Source organism: Stutzerimonas stutzeri KOS6 (genome assembly GCF_000307775.2).
Taxonomy (GTDB): Bacteria; Pseudomonadota; Gammaproteobacteria; order Pseudomonadales; family Pseudomonadaceae; genus Stutzerimonas; species Stutzerimonas stutzeri_B.
Genome location: NZ_KK020677.1, coordinates 283,406 through 297,816 on the forward strand (window position 1 = coordinate 283,406; position 14,411 = coordinate 297,816).

The window sequence follows — 14,411 nt, forward strand, 5'->3', positions numbered from 1 at the left end:
CGCATCGCGTTCAGGGGACGCCGACACGCTCGATATGTTCGAGCAAGGCCGGGTTGTCGATGCTCGCTCGCAAGGACAGGTCGACCATCCAGGGCAGCAGCAACTCATCGATCTGGTTTTCCAGTACCAGCAATTGCGCAAAGGTCAGCCCATGTCCTTCCATCGTCAAGTCGATACGGCAGCATCTGGATTATCTGCATGCCAATCCATCGAAGCGTGGGCTTGTAAGCGCCGTTATTGATTGGCCGTGGTCGTTATTTCACCGTTGGGTCAGGCGCGGGATATATCCCGCCGATTGGGCCGGCGCCAAGGACGAGGCGAACGGCATCTCGCGACGTCGAGTGACGTCGGGCGGGTGAAACCCGCCGAGCGCGGTGAGCATCCATTTCCTGGTTGGCGTTGGGCATATCCGTAAAAACAAAACCCCGCCGGTAAGGGCGGGGTTTTGTGTGGCCGATCAGGTGATGTGTAACCGCGCGGGTTTCACCCGCCCTGCAGGGCTACGTAGGGGAAGCGATCCGCCGTACCGCGGTAATCCATCCTACGAATCGACCCGCCTTACCGCGTTGGTTGATTAGCTAGCAGGGCAACCGCTTGGTGCAAGGTTATCATCAGCAACTTGGCCACCCGCAATTGCGCAGGACCAAGAGCCGTTTTCACTTCTGGACCAAGTAATGGATGCTCCTTTAACGCGAGCAGAGACGTTTCCGTTGAGCAGGCCAACAATCGAGGCTTCACCGGTATCAGCATCAATTGTAAGTGTTACTGCTTCTGAGGTTACGTCGTTGCCGTCTGTGTCAGTGGAGGTGGCTCCGTCGAAAATATCGGAAGTTGTATATCCAATATCTGCAAGGGTTAATGCTGTTCCTGCAGCGTTCAGGCCGCCACGAGTGTTAATTGCATCCTCTACCCCAGTTTTCAGGGAGGAAAGTTCGCCTACCCCGCGTGCTACTTGGGAACGGCCAACATAATTCTGATATTGCGGTATCGCCACCGCAGCCAAAATACCAATGATCGCCACCACGATCATCAATTCAATCAGGGTAAAACCCTTCTGCATCTGAGCTTTCATTTTGAATCTCCTTGACTGTTAAGGCGTTGGGCCTGGTGGTGATAAAGCAGTTGGCGTGCCAGTTAGCTTCTGCCCTGCGTGGCGTCGCCAGGAATGAGAGGTGTATCAACTATTGTCGCCTTGGCGGTATTTATGTGAAGCGATAGAGGTCCTCTGTCCTTGGGGGGCAGCCATCGAGTACGGGGTCTTGCTCGTTGATGACCGATCTCTGCCTGGTTCTTTACGGCGAAATGTGACCAATAGCGTCACCTGGTACTGACTTTGTTTGCAGGTGCCAGCAACTGCGCTATAAGGCGGGCACAGATTGGAACGAGGCCGCCATGAGCGAGAATACTTCCCTATCCGGGCTGGCACGGCAGATGGTCGGGGCTGGTGTGCTGGACGAAAAAACAGCTCAGCAGGCCCAGGCTCAGGCCATTCGCAGTAAAAGCCCCTTTGTCACCTATGTCGTGCAGAACAGGCTGGCCAAAGGCCGCGTCATAGCCGAGCTTGCATCCGAGCAGTTCGGTGTCGCATTGCTGGACCTTGCTGCGCTGGACAAGGAGTCGCTGCCCAGGGAGTTGATCAGCGAGAAGTTGGCGAAACAGCATCGGGTGCTGCCGCTTTCCAAACGCGGCACCAAGCTCTATGTCGCCATTTCCGATCCTGCGAACCACCAGTCGATTGCTGATATCCAGTTCAGCACAGGGCTTTCGATCGAACCGATTCTGGTGGAAGACGACAAGCTCGGCGAAGCCATCGACAAACTGTACGACAACGGTACGACCGGGCTTGAGGATTTGGGTGAAGTCGACCTGGACGGGGTGGACGTCGAATCCGTGACCGATGATGGGCGGGCGGATGAGCCGGGAGAGGCTGTCGATGACGCTCCGGTCGTCCGCTTCGTCAATAAAATGCTGCTCGACGCCATTCGTGGTGGCTCATCTGATCTTCATTTCGAGCCTTACGAGAAAGTTTACCGTGTTCGGCTGCGTACCGACGGCATCCTGCATGAAGTGGCGCGCCCGCCGGTTCAGCTGGCGCCGCGGATCTCGGCGCGCTTGAAGGTCATGGCCGGCCTGGATATTTCCGAGCGGCGCAAACCGCAGGACGGCCGGATCAAGATGAAGCTGTCCAAGGCCAAGGCCATCGACTTTCGCGTCAATACTCTGCCCACCCTGTGGGGCGAGAAGATCGTGATGCGGATTCTCGATCCGTCCAGCGCCCAGATGGGCATCGATGCGCTGGGCTATGAGGCGGATCAGAAGGAGCTATATATGAATGCCCTGCGTCAGCCGCAGGGCATGATTCTGGTGACCGGACCGACCGGTTCCGGCAAGACGGTTTCCCTGTATACCGGCCTGAATATCCTCAACACGGTCGATGTGAATATTTCCACGGCCGAAGATCCGGTGGAGATCAATCTGGAGGGCATCAATCAGGTCAACGTCAATCCACGCCAGGGCATGGACTTCGCCCAGGCGCTGCGTTCCTTCCTGCGCCAGGACCCGGACATCATCATGGTGGGCGAGATCCGCGACCTGGAAACTGCCGAAATCGCCATCAAGGCCGCGCAAACCGGGCATATGGTGATGTCGACGTTGCACACCAACAGCGCAGCCGAAACGCTTACCCGCCTGCGCAACATGGGTGTGCCTGCCTTCAACATCGCCACATCGGTGAACCTGATCATTGCGCAGCGATTGGCGCGCAAGCTGTGTAGCAACTGCAAGAAGGAAGTCGATGTGCCTCGTGACGCGCTTGTGCGCGAAGGCTTTCCGGAACAGTCGATCGGTACGTTCAAGATTTACGGCCCGGTTGGATGCGATAGCTGCAAGGGTGGGTACAAGGGGCGTGTTGGTATTTATGAAGTGGTTAAAAACACGCCTGCATTGCAGCGGATTATCATGGAGGACGGAAACTCCATTGATATTTCCGTCCAGATGCGCAAGGACGGCTTCAACGACCTGCGAACCTCGGCGCTGATGAAGGCCATGCAGGGCGTTACCAGTCTCGAAGAAGTCAACCGGGTCACCAAGGATTAAGCATGGCGCAGAAAGCGATCAGAACCAGTGTGTTCGCCTGGGAGGGCATCGACCGCAAAGGTAGCAAGGTCAGGGGCGAGCTGAGTGGGACTAGCCCGGCACTGGTGAAGGCGCAGCTGCGCAAGCAGGGGATCAATCCGCAGAAAGTGCGCAAGAAGTCCACCTCGCTTTTTGGTGGGGGGAAAAAGATCAAGCCGATGGACATCGCGTTGTTCACTCGGCAGATGGCTACGATGATGAAGGCTGGCGTGCCGTTGCTGCAGTCGTTCGACATCATCGGCGAAGGGTTCGACAATCCGGACATGCGCAAGCTGGTGGACGACCTGAAGCAGGAGGTCGCGGCAGGTAACAGCTTTGCGGCGGCCTTGCGCAAGAAGCCGCAGTATTTCGATGATCTGTATTGCAACCTGGTGGATTCCGGTGAGCAGTCCGGTGCGTTGGAAACCCTGCTCGATCGCGTGGCGACCTACAAGGAGAAGACCGAGGCGCTGAAGGCCAAGATCAAGAAGGCGATGAACTACCCTATTGCGGTAGTGCTGGTGGCGGTCATCGTTTCGGCCATTCTGTTGATCAAGGTGGTGCCGCAGTTTCAGGAGGTCTTCGCCAACTTCGGGGCTGAATTGCCGGCGTTCACCATGATGGTGATTGGCCTGTCGGAAGCACTGCAGGAATGGTGGTTCATGGTTCTGGCTGGGCTGCTGGCCGCCGCTTTTGCTTTCAAGGAGGCGCACAGGCGCTCCGAGAAATTCCGCAACTGGTTCGACCGTCTGCTGCTGAAGGTGCCTATTGTCGGCGATATTCTCTACAAGTCGTCGGTTGCCCGCTTTGCGCGTACCTTGTCCACGACCTTTGCCGCAGGTGTGCCGCTGGTGGACGCCCTGGATTCGGTCGCGGGTGCGACGGGTAACGTGGTCTTCCGTAGCGCGACGATGAAGGTCAAGAATGATGTGTCGACCGGTATGCAGCTGAACTTTTCCATGCGAACAACCGGGACCTTTCCGAGCATGGCGGTGCAGATGACCGCCATCGGCGAGGAGTCTGGCTCGCTTGACGAGATGCTGGCCAAGGTCGCGACCTTCTACGAAGACGAGGTCGACAATATGGTCGATAGCCTGACAAGCCTGATGGAGCCGATGATCATGGCGGTATTGGGCGTCCTGGTGGGTGGCCTGATCATTGCTATGTACCTGCCGATCTTTCAACTGGGTGCCGTCGTCTAAACATGATTCTGATCGATTATCTGGCCAGCCACGTGCTGGCCTTTGTTTTGTGTGTTGGCGTGCTTGGCTTGCTGGTCGGCAGCTTCCTCAACGTGGTGATCTATCGCCTGCCTGTCATGATGCAGCGCGACTGGCGCATGCAGGCGCGTGAGTACCTTGAGTACCCCCCGGAGCCTGTCGGCGAGCGCTTCGATCTGCTGCTGCCGAGCTCGCGCTGCCCTCACTGCGGTCATGGGATCCGTTCCTGGGAAAACATCCCTGTGCTCAGTTGGTTGGCCCTGCGCGGTAAATGTTCGTCCTGCCGAGCGCCGATCAGTTGCCGCTATCCGTTGCTGGAGCTGGCGTGTGGTCTGCTGTCGGGCTATGTAGCCTGGCATTTCGGCTTTTCCTGGCAGGCGGGCGCGATGCTGCTGCTGACCTGGGGGTTGCTGGCGATGAGCATGATCGACGTCGATCATCAGCTGCTGCCTGACTCGCTCGTGTTGCCCTTGTTGTGGCTGGGGCTCATTTCGAGCAGCTTCGATTTGTTTGTTTCCCTCGAGGATGCGCTTTGGGGAGCGGTCGCGGGGTATTTGAGCCTTTGGTCGGTTTACTGGCTGTTCAAGCTGGTGACCGGCAAGGAGGGCATGGGCTACGGCGACTTCAAGTTGCTGGCGATGCTGGGAGCCTGGGGAGGCTGGCAGGTGCTGCCTCTTACCATTCTGCTGTCGTCGGTGGTCGGCGCCGTGCTCGGCAGCATCCTTCTGAGGGTGCAGCGCGCAGACAGCGGCACGCCTATTCCGTTTGGACCTTATCTGGCTATCGCGGGATGGATTGCAATGCTCTGGGGCGACTGGATTACTGAAAGCTATCTGCAATTCGCTCGCTTCTGATCCGTCTGTGTGAGCCGTCCTGGGTAGACGACGTTAGCGCCTGTCATGAAATCGGTCAGGACTTGCGCTGCGCTCGGTGAGTGGGTACTACTGCGCGTCCTATTTTTACCTGGGTGTGACTGACGATGAAGCCCTGGATTCTCGGGTTGACGGGAGGTATCGGCAGCGGCAAGAGCGCGGTGGCGAATCATTTCGCCAGCCTCGGTGTGCATACGGTCGATGCTGATCAGGCCGCGCGCTGGGTGGTTGAGCCGGGGCGGCCAGCCCTGTCGCAAATCGTCCAGCGATTCGGGGACGGTATTCTGCTGCCGAGTGGTGAGTTGAACCGCGCAGCTCTGCGGCAGCGAATATTTGGCGAGCCGTCCCAGCGGCAGTGGCTCGAGCAGCTCCTGCATCCCCTGATTCGCGCCGAAGTTTCGCGTCATCTCGCCTTGGCCGAATCGCCCTATGCCATCATGGTTTCACCGCTGCTGGTCGAGTCCGGACAGTATCGACAGGTGGATCGGGTATTGGTCGTGGACGTTCCTGAAGCGATTCAGATAGCGCGCACCGTGGTTCGTGATCAGGCGAGCGAAGAGCAGGTGCGTGCCATTCTCAAGGTCCAGGCTGATCGCGCGGAGCGTCTGCGGCATGCCGACGATGTGCTGCTGAACGATCGCGACCTGTCCTGGCTCGAATCGGAAGTCGAACGCCTGCATCATTTTTATCTCGGATTGAAAGGAGGTCGGGAATGACTGCGACCGTGGTTGAGTGTCCCACTTGTGGTGCGCCGGTGGAGTGGGGTGTGCAAAGCCCCAGCCGGCCGTTTTGTTCCGAGCGCTGCAAGCTCATCGATCTGGGGGCTTGGGCTTCGGAAGAACATGCCATTCCAGGTAACGAGCTCGAGGACGAGCTTTTCTCGGGTGACCTGCCTTCGCGCGAACATTGATCATCGCGACGTGCGCCAGCTTCTACTTTTCGTCCTTTCAGGGTGCCTGCAGATAACGGCTCTGATTGAAGCTTTCCAGCCAGTCCGGATAGAACACCACAAGCGCCGTTACTGCGGTGCCATTGATGAACGCTTCAGGAAACATCACCAGCCACACGTAGCCCGCAAAATCCTCCAGCCAGGGTGGCATCGGGAAGCGACCGTCGAGCAACAGTATGCCCAGTGAGGCCAGGATGCATGCCAGTGCCGCTATCGCTGCCGGGAAGAAGCCGGCGAAGAAGATGTAGACGAACAGGTTGCGCGGTTGCGCGCGCTCTACCAGCCTGGCGCACGTCACGGTTACCGTTACCGGGATCAGCACCAGTAGCACGCCGTTGATGCCGAGCGCGGCCAGGTGTTGATGGCCGGTCAGCGTAAGGCCGAGCTGGGCGGTCAGTGCTGCAATGATTGCCAGTGGCCAATCCAGCAACAGGGTGACGGCGGTCAGGCCGATGAAGTGGAAGGAAAGGCCGGAGTCGAAGTCGCGCCGCACCAGCCAGAGTAAAAAAATGGCCAGCATTGCGCCGAATAGCAGGTGCTGTCGGCGTGTATCGCTGAACAGTTCGACCCATGGTGCGCGCCATGCGGCCCATAGCAGCGCGCATGAGTAGATCAGCCAGCCGGCGAACAGGCTCGATGGGGCAAGCAGATGGGCGGCAATCATGCTGGTCTTCCTGTGTTTCGAATCGGTTGTACGCTGCCCTTGCCTGACGCGCCTGCGTCTCGGCAGCGATCAGGGCGCTGGGTTCGGTTGTTCCTTGTGGATTGCTTCGATACCTTCCACGATCTCGTTGGACAGTTTTATCGATGCGCTGCCCAGATTGGATTCGAGTTGTTCCAGTGATGTGGCACCGATGATGTTACTGGTGACGAAGGGCTGGGCCGTGACGTAGGCGAGAGCCATCTGCGCCGGATCCAGGCCGTATTCACGAGCGAGCGCGACGTACTTCGAACAGGCTGTTTGCGCCTGGGGGTTGCTGTAGCGAGCAAACCGCTCGAACAGGGTTATGCGGGCGTCCGCTGGTCGTGCCCCGTTTTCATATTTGCCGCTCAGCATGCCGAATGCGAGTGGCGAATAGGCGAGCAGGCCGCATTGTTCGCGCATGCTGATTTCAGCCAGGCCTATCTCGTAGCTGCGGTTGAGCAGGTTGTAAGGATTCTGAATCGAAACCGCGCGTGGCCAGCCGCGCGATTCGGCCAGCTGCAGGTACTTCATCGCGCCCCAGGGGGTTTCGTTGGACAAGCCTATGTGCCGGATCCTGCCGGCCTTGACTTCCCTGTCGAGCGCCTCGAGAACATCTTCCAGTGGGGTGAAATCCGAGTCCTGATGGCGGTAGCCCAGTTGGCCGAAGAAGTTGGTGTTGCGTTCGGGCCAGTGCAGTTGATAGAGGTCGATCCAGTCGCTTCGAAGGCGGCGAAGACTGTCGTCCAGCGCCGAGCGGATATGTTCACGGTTGAATTTCAGGTTGCCATCGCGGATGTGGCCGATGCCATTTCCGGGGCCGGCAATCTTGGTTGCGACGATCCAGTCGGCCCGGTTGCCGCGCGCTTTGAAATAGTTGCCGATATAGCGCTCGGTGGTCGCGTAGGTTTCCGGCCGCGGCGGGACTGGATACATTTCCGCGGTATCTATGAAGTTGACGCTGGCTGCCTGGGCTCTGTCGATCTGGGCAAAGGCGTCGGCCTCTGTATTCTGTTCTCCCCAGGTCATGGTGCCCAGGCAGAGCGAGCTCACCATCATGTCGGTGCGGCCTAACGGGCGGCGTTCCATGGAAATTCCTCTTGAAAGTCGAAGCGTCGGGTATCGAAAGCTTATCGGAGATGCGGCGGTCGTTGCTCGTGTGAGTTGCCGCATGCCTCAAGGTGCCGGGCGCATGCCATGTGTGAGGTCGTAAGGCGATCGGCTGGTGCTGGCAAGCTGTCGGGCGGGTTTGATCTACGGATGCGCGCCAGGGATAAATGTCGGTTGCTATTTTTCTGGTAATCAGGATAATTCCGCAGCCTGTCGCCGGGGATGCCTAGCCTGTCGACGCAAGCCAAAGGTAGGGGATGCCTAGCCTACCGAATCACTGCCGTAGCGGACGCGCTGACCCGAGCCCCCGATAGCGTCTGTTTCCGGCTGCCCTGGTCTTGCCAGGGCGAGCACCATTCAGTAAGATTCGCCGTCTTATTTTCAGGGCGGCCCCTGAGGCTATAACGAATGAAGACATTTACTGCTAAACCGGAAACCGTCAAGCGCGACTGGTTCGTCGTCGACGCTGCCGGCCAGACCCTGGGTCGTCTGGCAACCGAAATCGCTAGCCGCCTGCGTGGCAAGCACAAGCCGGAATACACCCCTCACGTCGATACCGGCGATTACATCGTCGTGATCAATGCCGAGCAAGTGCGTGTTACCGGTGCCAAGACCACCGACAAGATATACTACTCCCACTCCGGTTTCCCGGGTGGCATCAAGTCGATCAGCTTCGAAAAGCTGATCGCCAAGGCGCCAGAGCGTGTGATCGAGACCGCGGTCAAGGGTATGCTGCCCAAGAACCCGCTGGGTCGCGACATGTACCGTAAGCTGAAGGTGTACAAGGGTGCCGGCCATCCGCACACCGCTCAGCAGCCCCAAGAACTGAAGATTTAACGGAATAGTTCATTATGTCGGCGACTCAAAACTACGGCACTGGCCGTCGCAAGACTGCAACCGCGCGCGTCTTCCTGCGCCCGGGCACTGGCAAGATCTCCATCAACAACCGTGAACTGGACAACTTCTTCGGTCGCGAAACTGCCCGCATGGTGGTTCGTCAGCCGCTCGAGCTGACCCAGACTGTCGAGAAGTTCGACATTTACGTCACCGTTCTCGGTGGTGGTGTCAGTGGTCAGGCTGGTGCAATTCGTCACGGTATCACTCGCGCTCTGATCTCGTATGACGAGACCCTGCGTAGCCCGCTGCGCAAGGCAGGCTTCGTCACTCGCGATGCTCGTGAAGTGGAGCGCAAGAAGGTTGGTCTGCGCAAAGCGCGCAAGCGCCCGCAGTACTCCAAGCGCTGATTCACGCTTGCAAAGAAGCGCCCAGTTTCGGTTCGAACTGGGCGTTTTTTTTGCTCGAGAATGGTGGTGCGACAGCTTGTCGCGCGCTGGAAGGCCCGGTTTTCAAGGGCTTGGGCCGGTTTGTCACAGGCTATTACCTTGTCAGCAGCAGGTCTTTTCTTTACCATTTGGCGAATTTTTTTTGCGGCCCAAATTTTCGTGGTACATGCCTGCCTAGTGCAGGCCATAAGAAGCTGATGGGAGACGACTGAATGAGCAATGACGGCGTGAATGCTGGCCGGCGTCGCTTCCTTGTGGCCGCCACTTCGGTGGTGGGTGCTGCAGGAGCGGTGGGTGCCGCGGTCCCGTTCGTGGGATCGTGGTTCCCGAGTGCCAAGGCCAAGGCAGCCGGTGCACCGGTAAAGGTGAATATCAGCAAGATCGAACCGGGGCAGCAGATGGTTGCCGAATGGCGCGGTCAGCCGGTGTTTATCGTGCGTCGTACCGATGAGATCCTCGGGAATCTGGAGAAGGTGGCCCCTCAGGTAGCCGACCCGGAGTCCAAGGCTTCGGTGCAACCGACCTATGTCGATCCCAAGACCCGCTCCATCAAGCCCGAGCTGCTGGTGATCGTCGGTCTGTGTACTCACCTGGGGTGTGCTCCGTCCTTCCGTCCGGAAGTCGCCGCGGCTGACCTGGGTGCAGATTGGCTGGGCGGCTACTTCTGCCCTTGCCACGGCTCCAAATATGACCTGGCAGGCCGCGTCTACAAGTCGCAGCCTGCTCCCTTGAACCTGCCGGTGCCCCCGCACTCGTACGAGACCGATAATGTGATCATCATCGGTGTGGACCAGGAGAACGCCTGATGAGCAAGTTCATGGAATGGGTCGATGCGCGCTTCCCCGCGACCAAGATGTGGGAAGACCATCTGGCCAAGTATTACGCTCCGAAGAACTTCAACGTTCTGTATTTCTTCGGTTCTCTGGCACTGCTGGTGCTGGTCAACCAGATCCTGACCGGTATCTGGCTGACGATGAGCTTCGAGCCGTCGGCCGAGGGCGCCTTCGCGTCCGTCGAGTACATCATGCGCGACGTGGAGTACGGCTGGATCATTCGCTACCTGCACTCCACCGGTGCTTCGGCATTCTTCGTGGTGGTCTATCTGCACATGTTCCGCGGGCTGCTCTACGGTTCCTACCAGAAGCCGCGTGAGCTGGTGTGGATCTTCGGCATGATGATCTACCTGGCGCTGATGGCTGAAGCCTTCATGGGCTATCTGCTGCCGTGGGGGCAGATGTCCTACTGGGGTGCCCAGGTGATCATCTCCCTGTTCGGTGCGATTCCGGTCATCGGCGATGACCTGACGCAGTGGATTCGTGGTGACTACCTGATCTCGGGCATTACCCTGAACCGCTTCTTCGCTTTGCATGTGATTGCCCTGCCGATCGTCATTCTCGGGTTGGTGGTGTTGCACATCCTGGCGTTGCACGAAGTGGGTTCGAACAACCCGATGGGCGTGGATATCAAGAAGGTCAAGGATGAGGCCGGCGTGCCGCTCGATGGTATTCCGTTCCATCCTTACTACACCGTCAAAGACATCGTCGGCGTTGTAGTCTTCCTGTTCGTCTTCTGTGCAGTCGTGTTCTTCTTCCCGGAAATGGGCGGCTATTTCCTCGAGAAGCCAAACTTCGAAGTGGCGAACGCCTTCAAGACTCCGGAACACATTGCGCCGGTTTGGTACTTCACGCCGTTCTACGCGATCCTGCGCGCCGTACCGGACAAGCTCCTTGGCGTCATCGCGATGGGTGCTGCGATCGCCGTACTGTTCGTACTGCCCTGGCTCGACCGGAGCCCGGTCAAGTCCATGAAGTACAAGGGCTGGATGAGCAAGGTCGCGCTGCTGGCCTTCTGTGTCGCCTTCGTCATCCTCGGCGTGCTGGGTGTCCTGTCGCCGACACCGGAACGTACGCTGTTGTCGCGTATCTGTACGGCTATATATTTCGGCTACTTCATCCTGATGCCGTTCTATACCAAGCTCGAGAAGACCAAAGTGGTTCCGCAAAGGGTGGCTGGCTGATGAAAAAGCAATTCGCTGCATTGATTTTCGCGATTCTGCCGGTCTTTGCCTTCGCTGCCGGCACTGGGGTGCACCTTGACGAGGTCGATATCGACCTGACCGACAAGACCGCCATGCAGGATGGTCTGAAGACCTTTGCCAACTACTGCATGGGTTGTCACAGCGCCCAATACCAGCGCTATGAGCGTGTCGCCACGGATCTCGGGATTCCCGAGGAAGTCATGTTGGATAATGTCGTCTTCAGTGATGCGAAGATCGGCGACCACATGCAGATCGGCATGAAGCCGGCCGATGCCAAGGTCTGGTTCGGTGCCGCTCCGCCAGATCTGACGCTGGTGGCTCGTGTGCGTGGTAATGACTGGCTGTATACCTACATGCGCAGCTTTTACGAGGACCCGGCTCGCCCCTACGGCGTGAACAACACGGTGTTCCCGAACGTCGGTATGCCACACGTCCTGGCGCCGCTGCAGGGGCGTCGAGTGCTTGGTTGCAAGCAGGTCCAGGTGGTCGAGGACGGTCGCAAGCTGTTCGATCCGCTGACCGGCACGCCGATCACCGAGGAAGCCTGTGACCAGATGGTGGTCGAGCCGGGTACCGGCACCCTGACCGAGGCAGAGTACGACGAGAAGATCAGGAACCTGGTGACCTTCCTCGCCTACTCGGCCAACCCGGTCAAGCTGGAGAGCCAGCGTATCGGTACGTACGTGCTGTTGTTCCTGGCGGTCTTCTTCGTGTTCGCCTACCTGCTCAAGCGTGAGTACTGGAAAGACGTCCACTAAGCGCTCTGCCGTCATCGCTGTATCCTGCGCGCGCCCAATGGGCGCGCGTGTTTTTTCTGCCTTCATATAAATGAGTGAGGAAGGACCTATGGCTGCAACCAACCGGTTGGGCTGCTACTCCGATCCCGCCGACCACTATTCCCATCGTGTCCGTCTTGTCCTCTCCGAGAAAAACGTGAGCGTCGATATTCTCGATGTCGAGTCAGGGCAGTGTCCGGTCAAGTTGGCCGAAGTGAATCCATATGCCAGTGTGCCGACATTGGTGGATCGTGATCTCGCCCTGTATGAGACTGGCGTGATACTGGAATATCTGGAAGAGCGCTATCCGCACCCGCCACTGCTGCCGGTCTATCCCGTAGCCCGAGCCAACACGCGACTGCTCGTGCACCGCATTCAGCGAGACTGGTGTTCCCTGGTCGATCGCATCCTCGACTCTCGAGCAGCCGAAACTCAGCGCGCATTGGCTCGCAAGGAGCTTCGCGAGAGTCTGACGGGGGTCTCCCCCATTTTCGCCGAGAAGCCTTATTTCATGAGTGACGAGATCAGTCTCGTCGACTGTTGCCTGTTGCCTATCCTCTGGCGTTTGCCCAGACTCGGAATCGAGTTGCCGCGAGCGGCCAAGCCGTTGCTCGACTACATGGAGCGCAATTTCGCCCGCGAGGCCTTCCAGGCCAGTCTTTCTGCCGTCGAGCGCAATATGCGCTGAGAGAGGATGCCGTCATGAATTCGAGTCGCCCCTATCTGGTAAGAGCGCTTTACGAATGGATCGTTGATAACGATTGCACGCCACACCTTCTGGTCAATGTGGATTATCCGGGGGTGCGGGTACCAGCCGGCTTCGCCAGCGATGGCCAGATCGTACTGAACGTTGCGCCGAGCGCTGTTCGGCATCTGCATATGGATAACGAAGTGATCAGTTTCGAAGGGCGCTTCGGTGGTGTTGCCCATTCGCTCAACGTGCCGTCTGCTGCGGTCATGGCCATTTATGCCAGGGAGAACGGCCAGGGCATGGTCTTCGAGATCGAGCCCACTCCGCCAGACGATGAGACGCCTGGCGATCAAGGGGGCGCCGGAGATGAAGGTGCGCCTCGCCCCGGCGGCCGACCAAGCCTGAAGGTCGTCAAGTAAGCGGTTGTGGAGCCCAGTGCAGCCGCCTGGGCATCCGGTGGTTATGCTTCAGTCGATATATTCGAACAGTTTGACGATTCGCTGGACCCCGGATACGCCCTGAACGAGGTTGGTGGCGCGGTCGCCTTCCTGCCGGGTCACCAGGCCAAGCAGATAAACGATGCCGTTTTCGGTGATGATCTTGATCCTCGAGCCGGGCACGCTATTGTCGGCCAGCATCTGGGCCTTGATCTTGGTGGTCAGCCAGGAGTCGTTGCTGCGCGCCAGTGCAGACGATGGCTGCAGGATCTGCAATTCGTTATGTACGCGTTTGACCCGCTGTACATTGCTGGCGGCCTGCTCGGCCAGTTGTTTCAGTTCGGCGCGGGGTGTTTGCCCTGCAAGCAGGACGACGCCGTTGTAGCTGGCAACGACAATATGTGACGCCTGGTCGAGGTCGGGGTGGGCTTTGGCGATATTCACCGAAGCCTTGGTTTCGATCAGCGAGTCGTCGATCTTGCTGCCAATGGTGCGGGTGCCGCGGTTGTCGGCAATGGGGTCGTCGCGGGTGGCGGTCAGCACAGAGCTGCAGCCGCTGACGGCAAGGCAGAGTCCTAGCGCGATGGCGCGCACGTGGAACCGGTTCATTCCTCACTCCCGAACAGTTGGTTGTCGATCAGGTCGCACAGGCAGTGAATGGTCAGCAAGTGGACCTCCTGGATGCGCGCCGTTACCTTGGCGGGTACGCGAATCTCAACATCCTCCGGCAGCAGTAGCGAGGCCATGCCGCCTCCGTCCCGTCCAGTCAGTGCTACTACAAGCATTTCGCGGTCATGAGCCGCCTGGATGGCCTGGATGACGTTGGCAGAGTTGCCGCTGGTGGAAATGGCGAGCAATACGTCGCCAGGTTGCCCCAGTGCGCGAATCTGCTTGGAAAATACTTCGTTGTAGCTGTAGTCATTGGCGATCGAGGTGATCGTCGAGCTGTCGGTCGTCAGGGCGATGGCCGGCAGGCTCGGGCGTTCGCGCTCGAAGCGGTTGAGCAGCTCCGAAGAGAAATGCTGAGCATCGCCGGCCGAGCCACCGTTGCCGCAGGTGAGAATCTTGCCTTCGCTGAGCAGGGTATTGACCATGACTTGGCCGGCTTGTTCGATACTCGGTGCCAGCACATCCATGGCCTGCTTCTTGGTGTCGATGCTGGCCTGGAAAAGCTGGCGGATACGGGTTTGCATGTCCATCGATGGTTGACCTTCAAGGTGGCGTGCGGGTCCGGGAGTC

18 protein-coding genes are annotated in these 14,411 nt (G+C 58.7%); 12 read left to right on the forward strand and 6 right to left on the reverse strand.

The features are described 5' to 3' along the window. Positions 1–10 precede the first annotated feature (10 nt). Together B597_RS46585 and B597_RS46595 are read right to left on the reverse strand one after the other, a co-directional pair. Positions 11–163: a hypothetical protein gene (locus B597_RS46585; RefSeq protein ID WP_003292480.1), complete on the reverse strand. Its 153-nt coding sequence runs from the start codon at positions 161–163 to the stop codon at positions 11–13. Between the two features lie 411 nt (positions 164–574). Continuing rightward, the gene (locus tag B597_RS46595; protein ID WP_003292481.1) at positions 575–1,072 is read right to left on the reverse strand and encodes a pilin; all 498 of its coding nucleotides are present in this window, start codon (positions 1,070–1,072) and stop codon (positions 575–577) included. 320 nt (positions 1,073–1,392) lie between these two features. Between B597_RS46595 and pilB the strand changes: the two genes are divergently transcribed. The 5 genes from pilB to yacG all read left to right on the forward strand — a co-directional run bounded on the left by pilB (position 1,393) and on the right by yacG (position 6,116). Further along, complete coding sequence (gene pilB / locus B597_RS41810; protein WP_003292482.1) at positions 1,393–3,096, forward strand: type IV-A pilus assembly ATPase PilB; 1,704 nt, start codon at positions 1,393–1,395, stop codon at positions 3,094–3,096. 2 nt (positions 3,097–3,098) lie between these two features. Continuing rightward, a complete protein-coding gene (locus tag B597_RS41815; protein WP_003292483.1) occupies positions 3,099–4,316 on the forward strand; it encodes a type II secretion system F family protein in 1,218 nt (405 codons plus the stop codon). 2 nt (positions 4,317–4,318) lie between these two features. Beyond that, on the forward strand, positions 4,319–5,188 hold the full coding sequence (locus tag B597_RS41820) for a prepilin peptidase (RefSeq protein ID WP_003292484.1): 870 nt from the start codon (positions 4,319–4,321) through the stop codon (positions 5,186–5,188). A 125-nt stretch (positions 5,189–5,313) separates the two neighbouring features. Next, positions 5,314–5,922, forward strand: coding sequence for a dephospho-CoA kinase (coaE, locus tag B597_RS41825; RefSeq protein ID WP_003292485.1), 609 nt, complete (start codon positions 5,314–5,316; stop codon positions 5,920–5,922). After that, the gene (yacG, locus tag B597_RS0223695; RefSeq protein WP_003292486.1) at positions 5,919–6,116 is read left to right on the forward strand and encodes a DNA gyrase inhibitor YacG; all 198 of its coding nucleotides are present in this window, start codon (positions 5,919–5,921) and stop codon (positions 6,114–6,116) included. The genes coaE and yacG overlap by 4 nt, the downstream gene beginning before the upstream one ends. A gap of 37 nt (positions 6,117–6,153) precedes the next feature. Here the strand turns inward: yacG and B597_RS0223700 are convergent, their stop codons facing one another. Further along, positions 6,154–6,819 (reverse strand): energy-coupling factor ABC transporter permease, encoded by a 666-nt coding sequence (locus tag B597_RS0223700; protein ID WP_003292487.1) that lies wholly within the window; start codon positions 6,817–6,819, stop codon positions 6,154–6,156. Positions 6,820–6,888: 69 nt separating this feature from the next. Continuing rightward, positions 6,889–7,926, reverse strand: a complete 1,038-nt coding sequence (locus tag B597_RS41830) for an NADP(H)-dependent aldo-keto reductase (RefSeq protein WP_003292488.1) — start codon at positions 7,924–7,926, stop codon at positions 6,889–6,891. Positions 7,927–8,355: 429 nt separating this feature from the next. Between B597_RS41830 and rplM the strand changes: the two genes are divergently transcribed. From rplM to B597_RS41865, 7 genes are all read left to right on the forward strand, one after another. After that, entirely contained in the window at positions 8,356–8,784 is a 429-nt protein-coding gene (gene rplM, locus B597_RS41835) for a 50S ribosomal protein L13 (protein WP_003292490.1), read from the forward strand. Positions 8,785–8,798: 14 nt separating this feature from the next. Continuing rightward, positions 8,799–9,191, forward strand: a complete 393-nt coding sequence (rpsI, locus tag B597_RS41840; RefSeq protein ID WP_003292491.1) for a 30S ribosomal protein S9 — start codon at positions 8,799–8,801, stop codon at positions 9,189–9,191. Positions 9,192–9,442: 251 nt separating this feature from the next. Next, on the forward strand, positions 9,443–10,036 hold the full coding sequence (gene petA, locus B597_RS41845; RefSeq protein ID WP_003292493.1) for a ubiquinol-cytochrome c reductase iron-sulfur subunit: 594 nt from the start codon (positions 9,443–9,445) through the stop codon (positions 10,034–10,036). Continuing rightward, positions 10,036–11,247 carry a cytochrome b gene (locus tag B597_RS41850; RefSeq protein ID WP_003292494.1) on the forward strand — a complete coding sequence of 404 codons (1,212 nt, stop codon included), beginning with the start codon at positions 10,036–10,038 and terminating at the stop codon, positions 11,245–11,247. Before petA ends, B597_RS41850 begins: the two co-directional genes overlap by 1 nt. Beyond that, the gene (locus B597_RS41855) at positions 11,247–12,026 is read left to right on the forward strand and encodes a cytochrome c1 (RefSeq protein ID WP_003292495.1); all 780 of its coding nucleotides are present in this window, start codon (positions 11,247–11,249) and stop codon (positions 12,024–12,026) included. Before B597_RS41850 ends, B597_RS41855 begins: the two co-directional genes overlap by 1 nt. A gap of 88 nt (positions 12,027–12,114) precedes the next feature. Beyond that, positions 12,115–12,732 (forward strand): glutathione S-transferase N-terminal domain-containing protein, encoded by a 618-nt coding sequence (locus B597_RS41860; RefSeq protein WP_003292496.1) that lies wholly within the window; start codon positions 12,115–12,117, stop codon positions 12,730–12,732. Between the two features lie 14 nt (positions 12,733–12,746). Then, positions 12,747–13,154 carry a ClpXP protease specificity-enhancing factor gene (locus B597_RS41865; RefSeq protein WP_003292497.1) on the forward strand — a complete coding sequence of 136 codons (408 nt, stop codon included), beginning with the start codon at positions 12,747–12,749 and terminating at the stop codon, positions 13,152–13,154. A 48-nt stretch (positions 13,155–13,202) separates the two neighbouring features. On the opposite strand, the gene B597_RS41870 is transcribed toward B597_RS41865, so the two are convergent. Beyond that, positions 13,203–13,781, reverse strand: coding sequence for a BON domain-containing protein (locus tag B597_RS41870; RefSeq protein ID WP_003292498.1), 579 nt, complete (start codon positions 13,779–13,781; stop codon positions 13,203–13,205). Beyond that, positions 13,778–14,371: a phosphoheptose isomerase gene (locus B597_RS41875; RefSeq protein ID WP_024162406.1), complete on the reverse strand. Its 594-nt coding sequence runs from the start codon at positions 14,369–14,371 to the stop codon at positions 13,778–13,780. The genes B597_RS41870 and B597_RS41875 overlap by 4 nt, the downstream gene beginning before the upstream one ends. Positions 14,372–14,411: the final 40 nt, after the last annotated feature.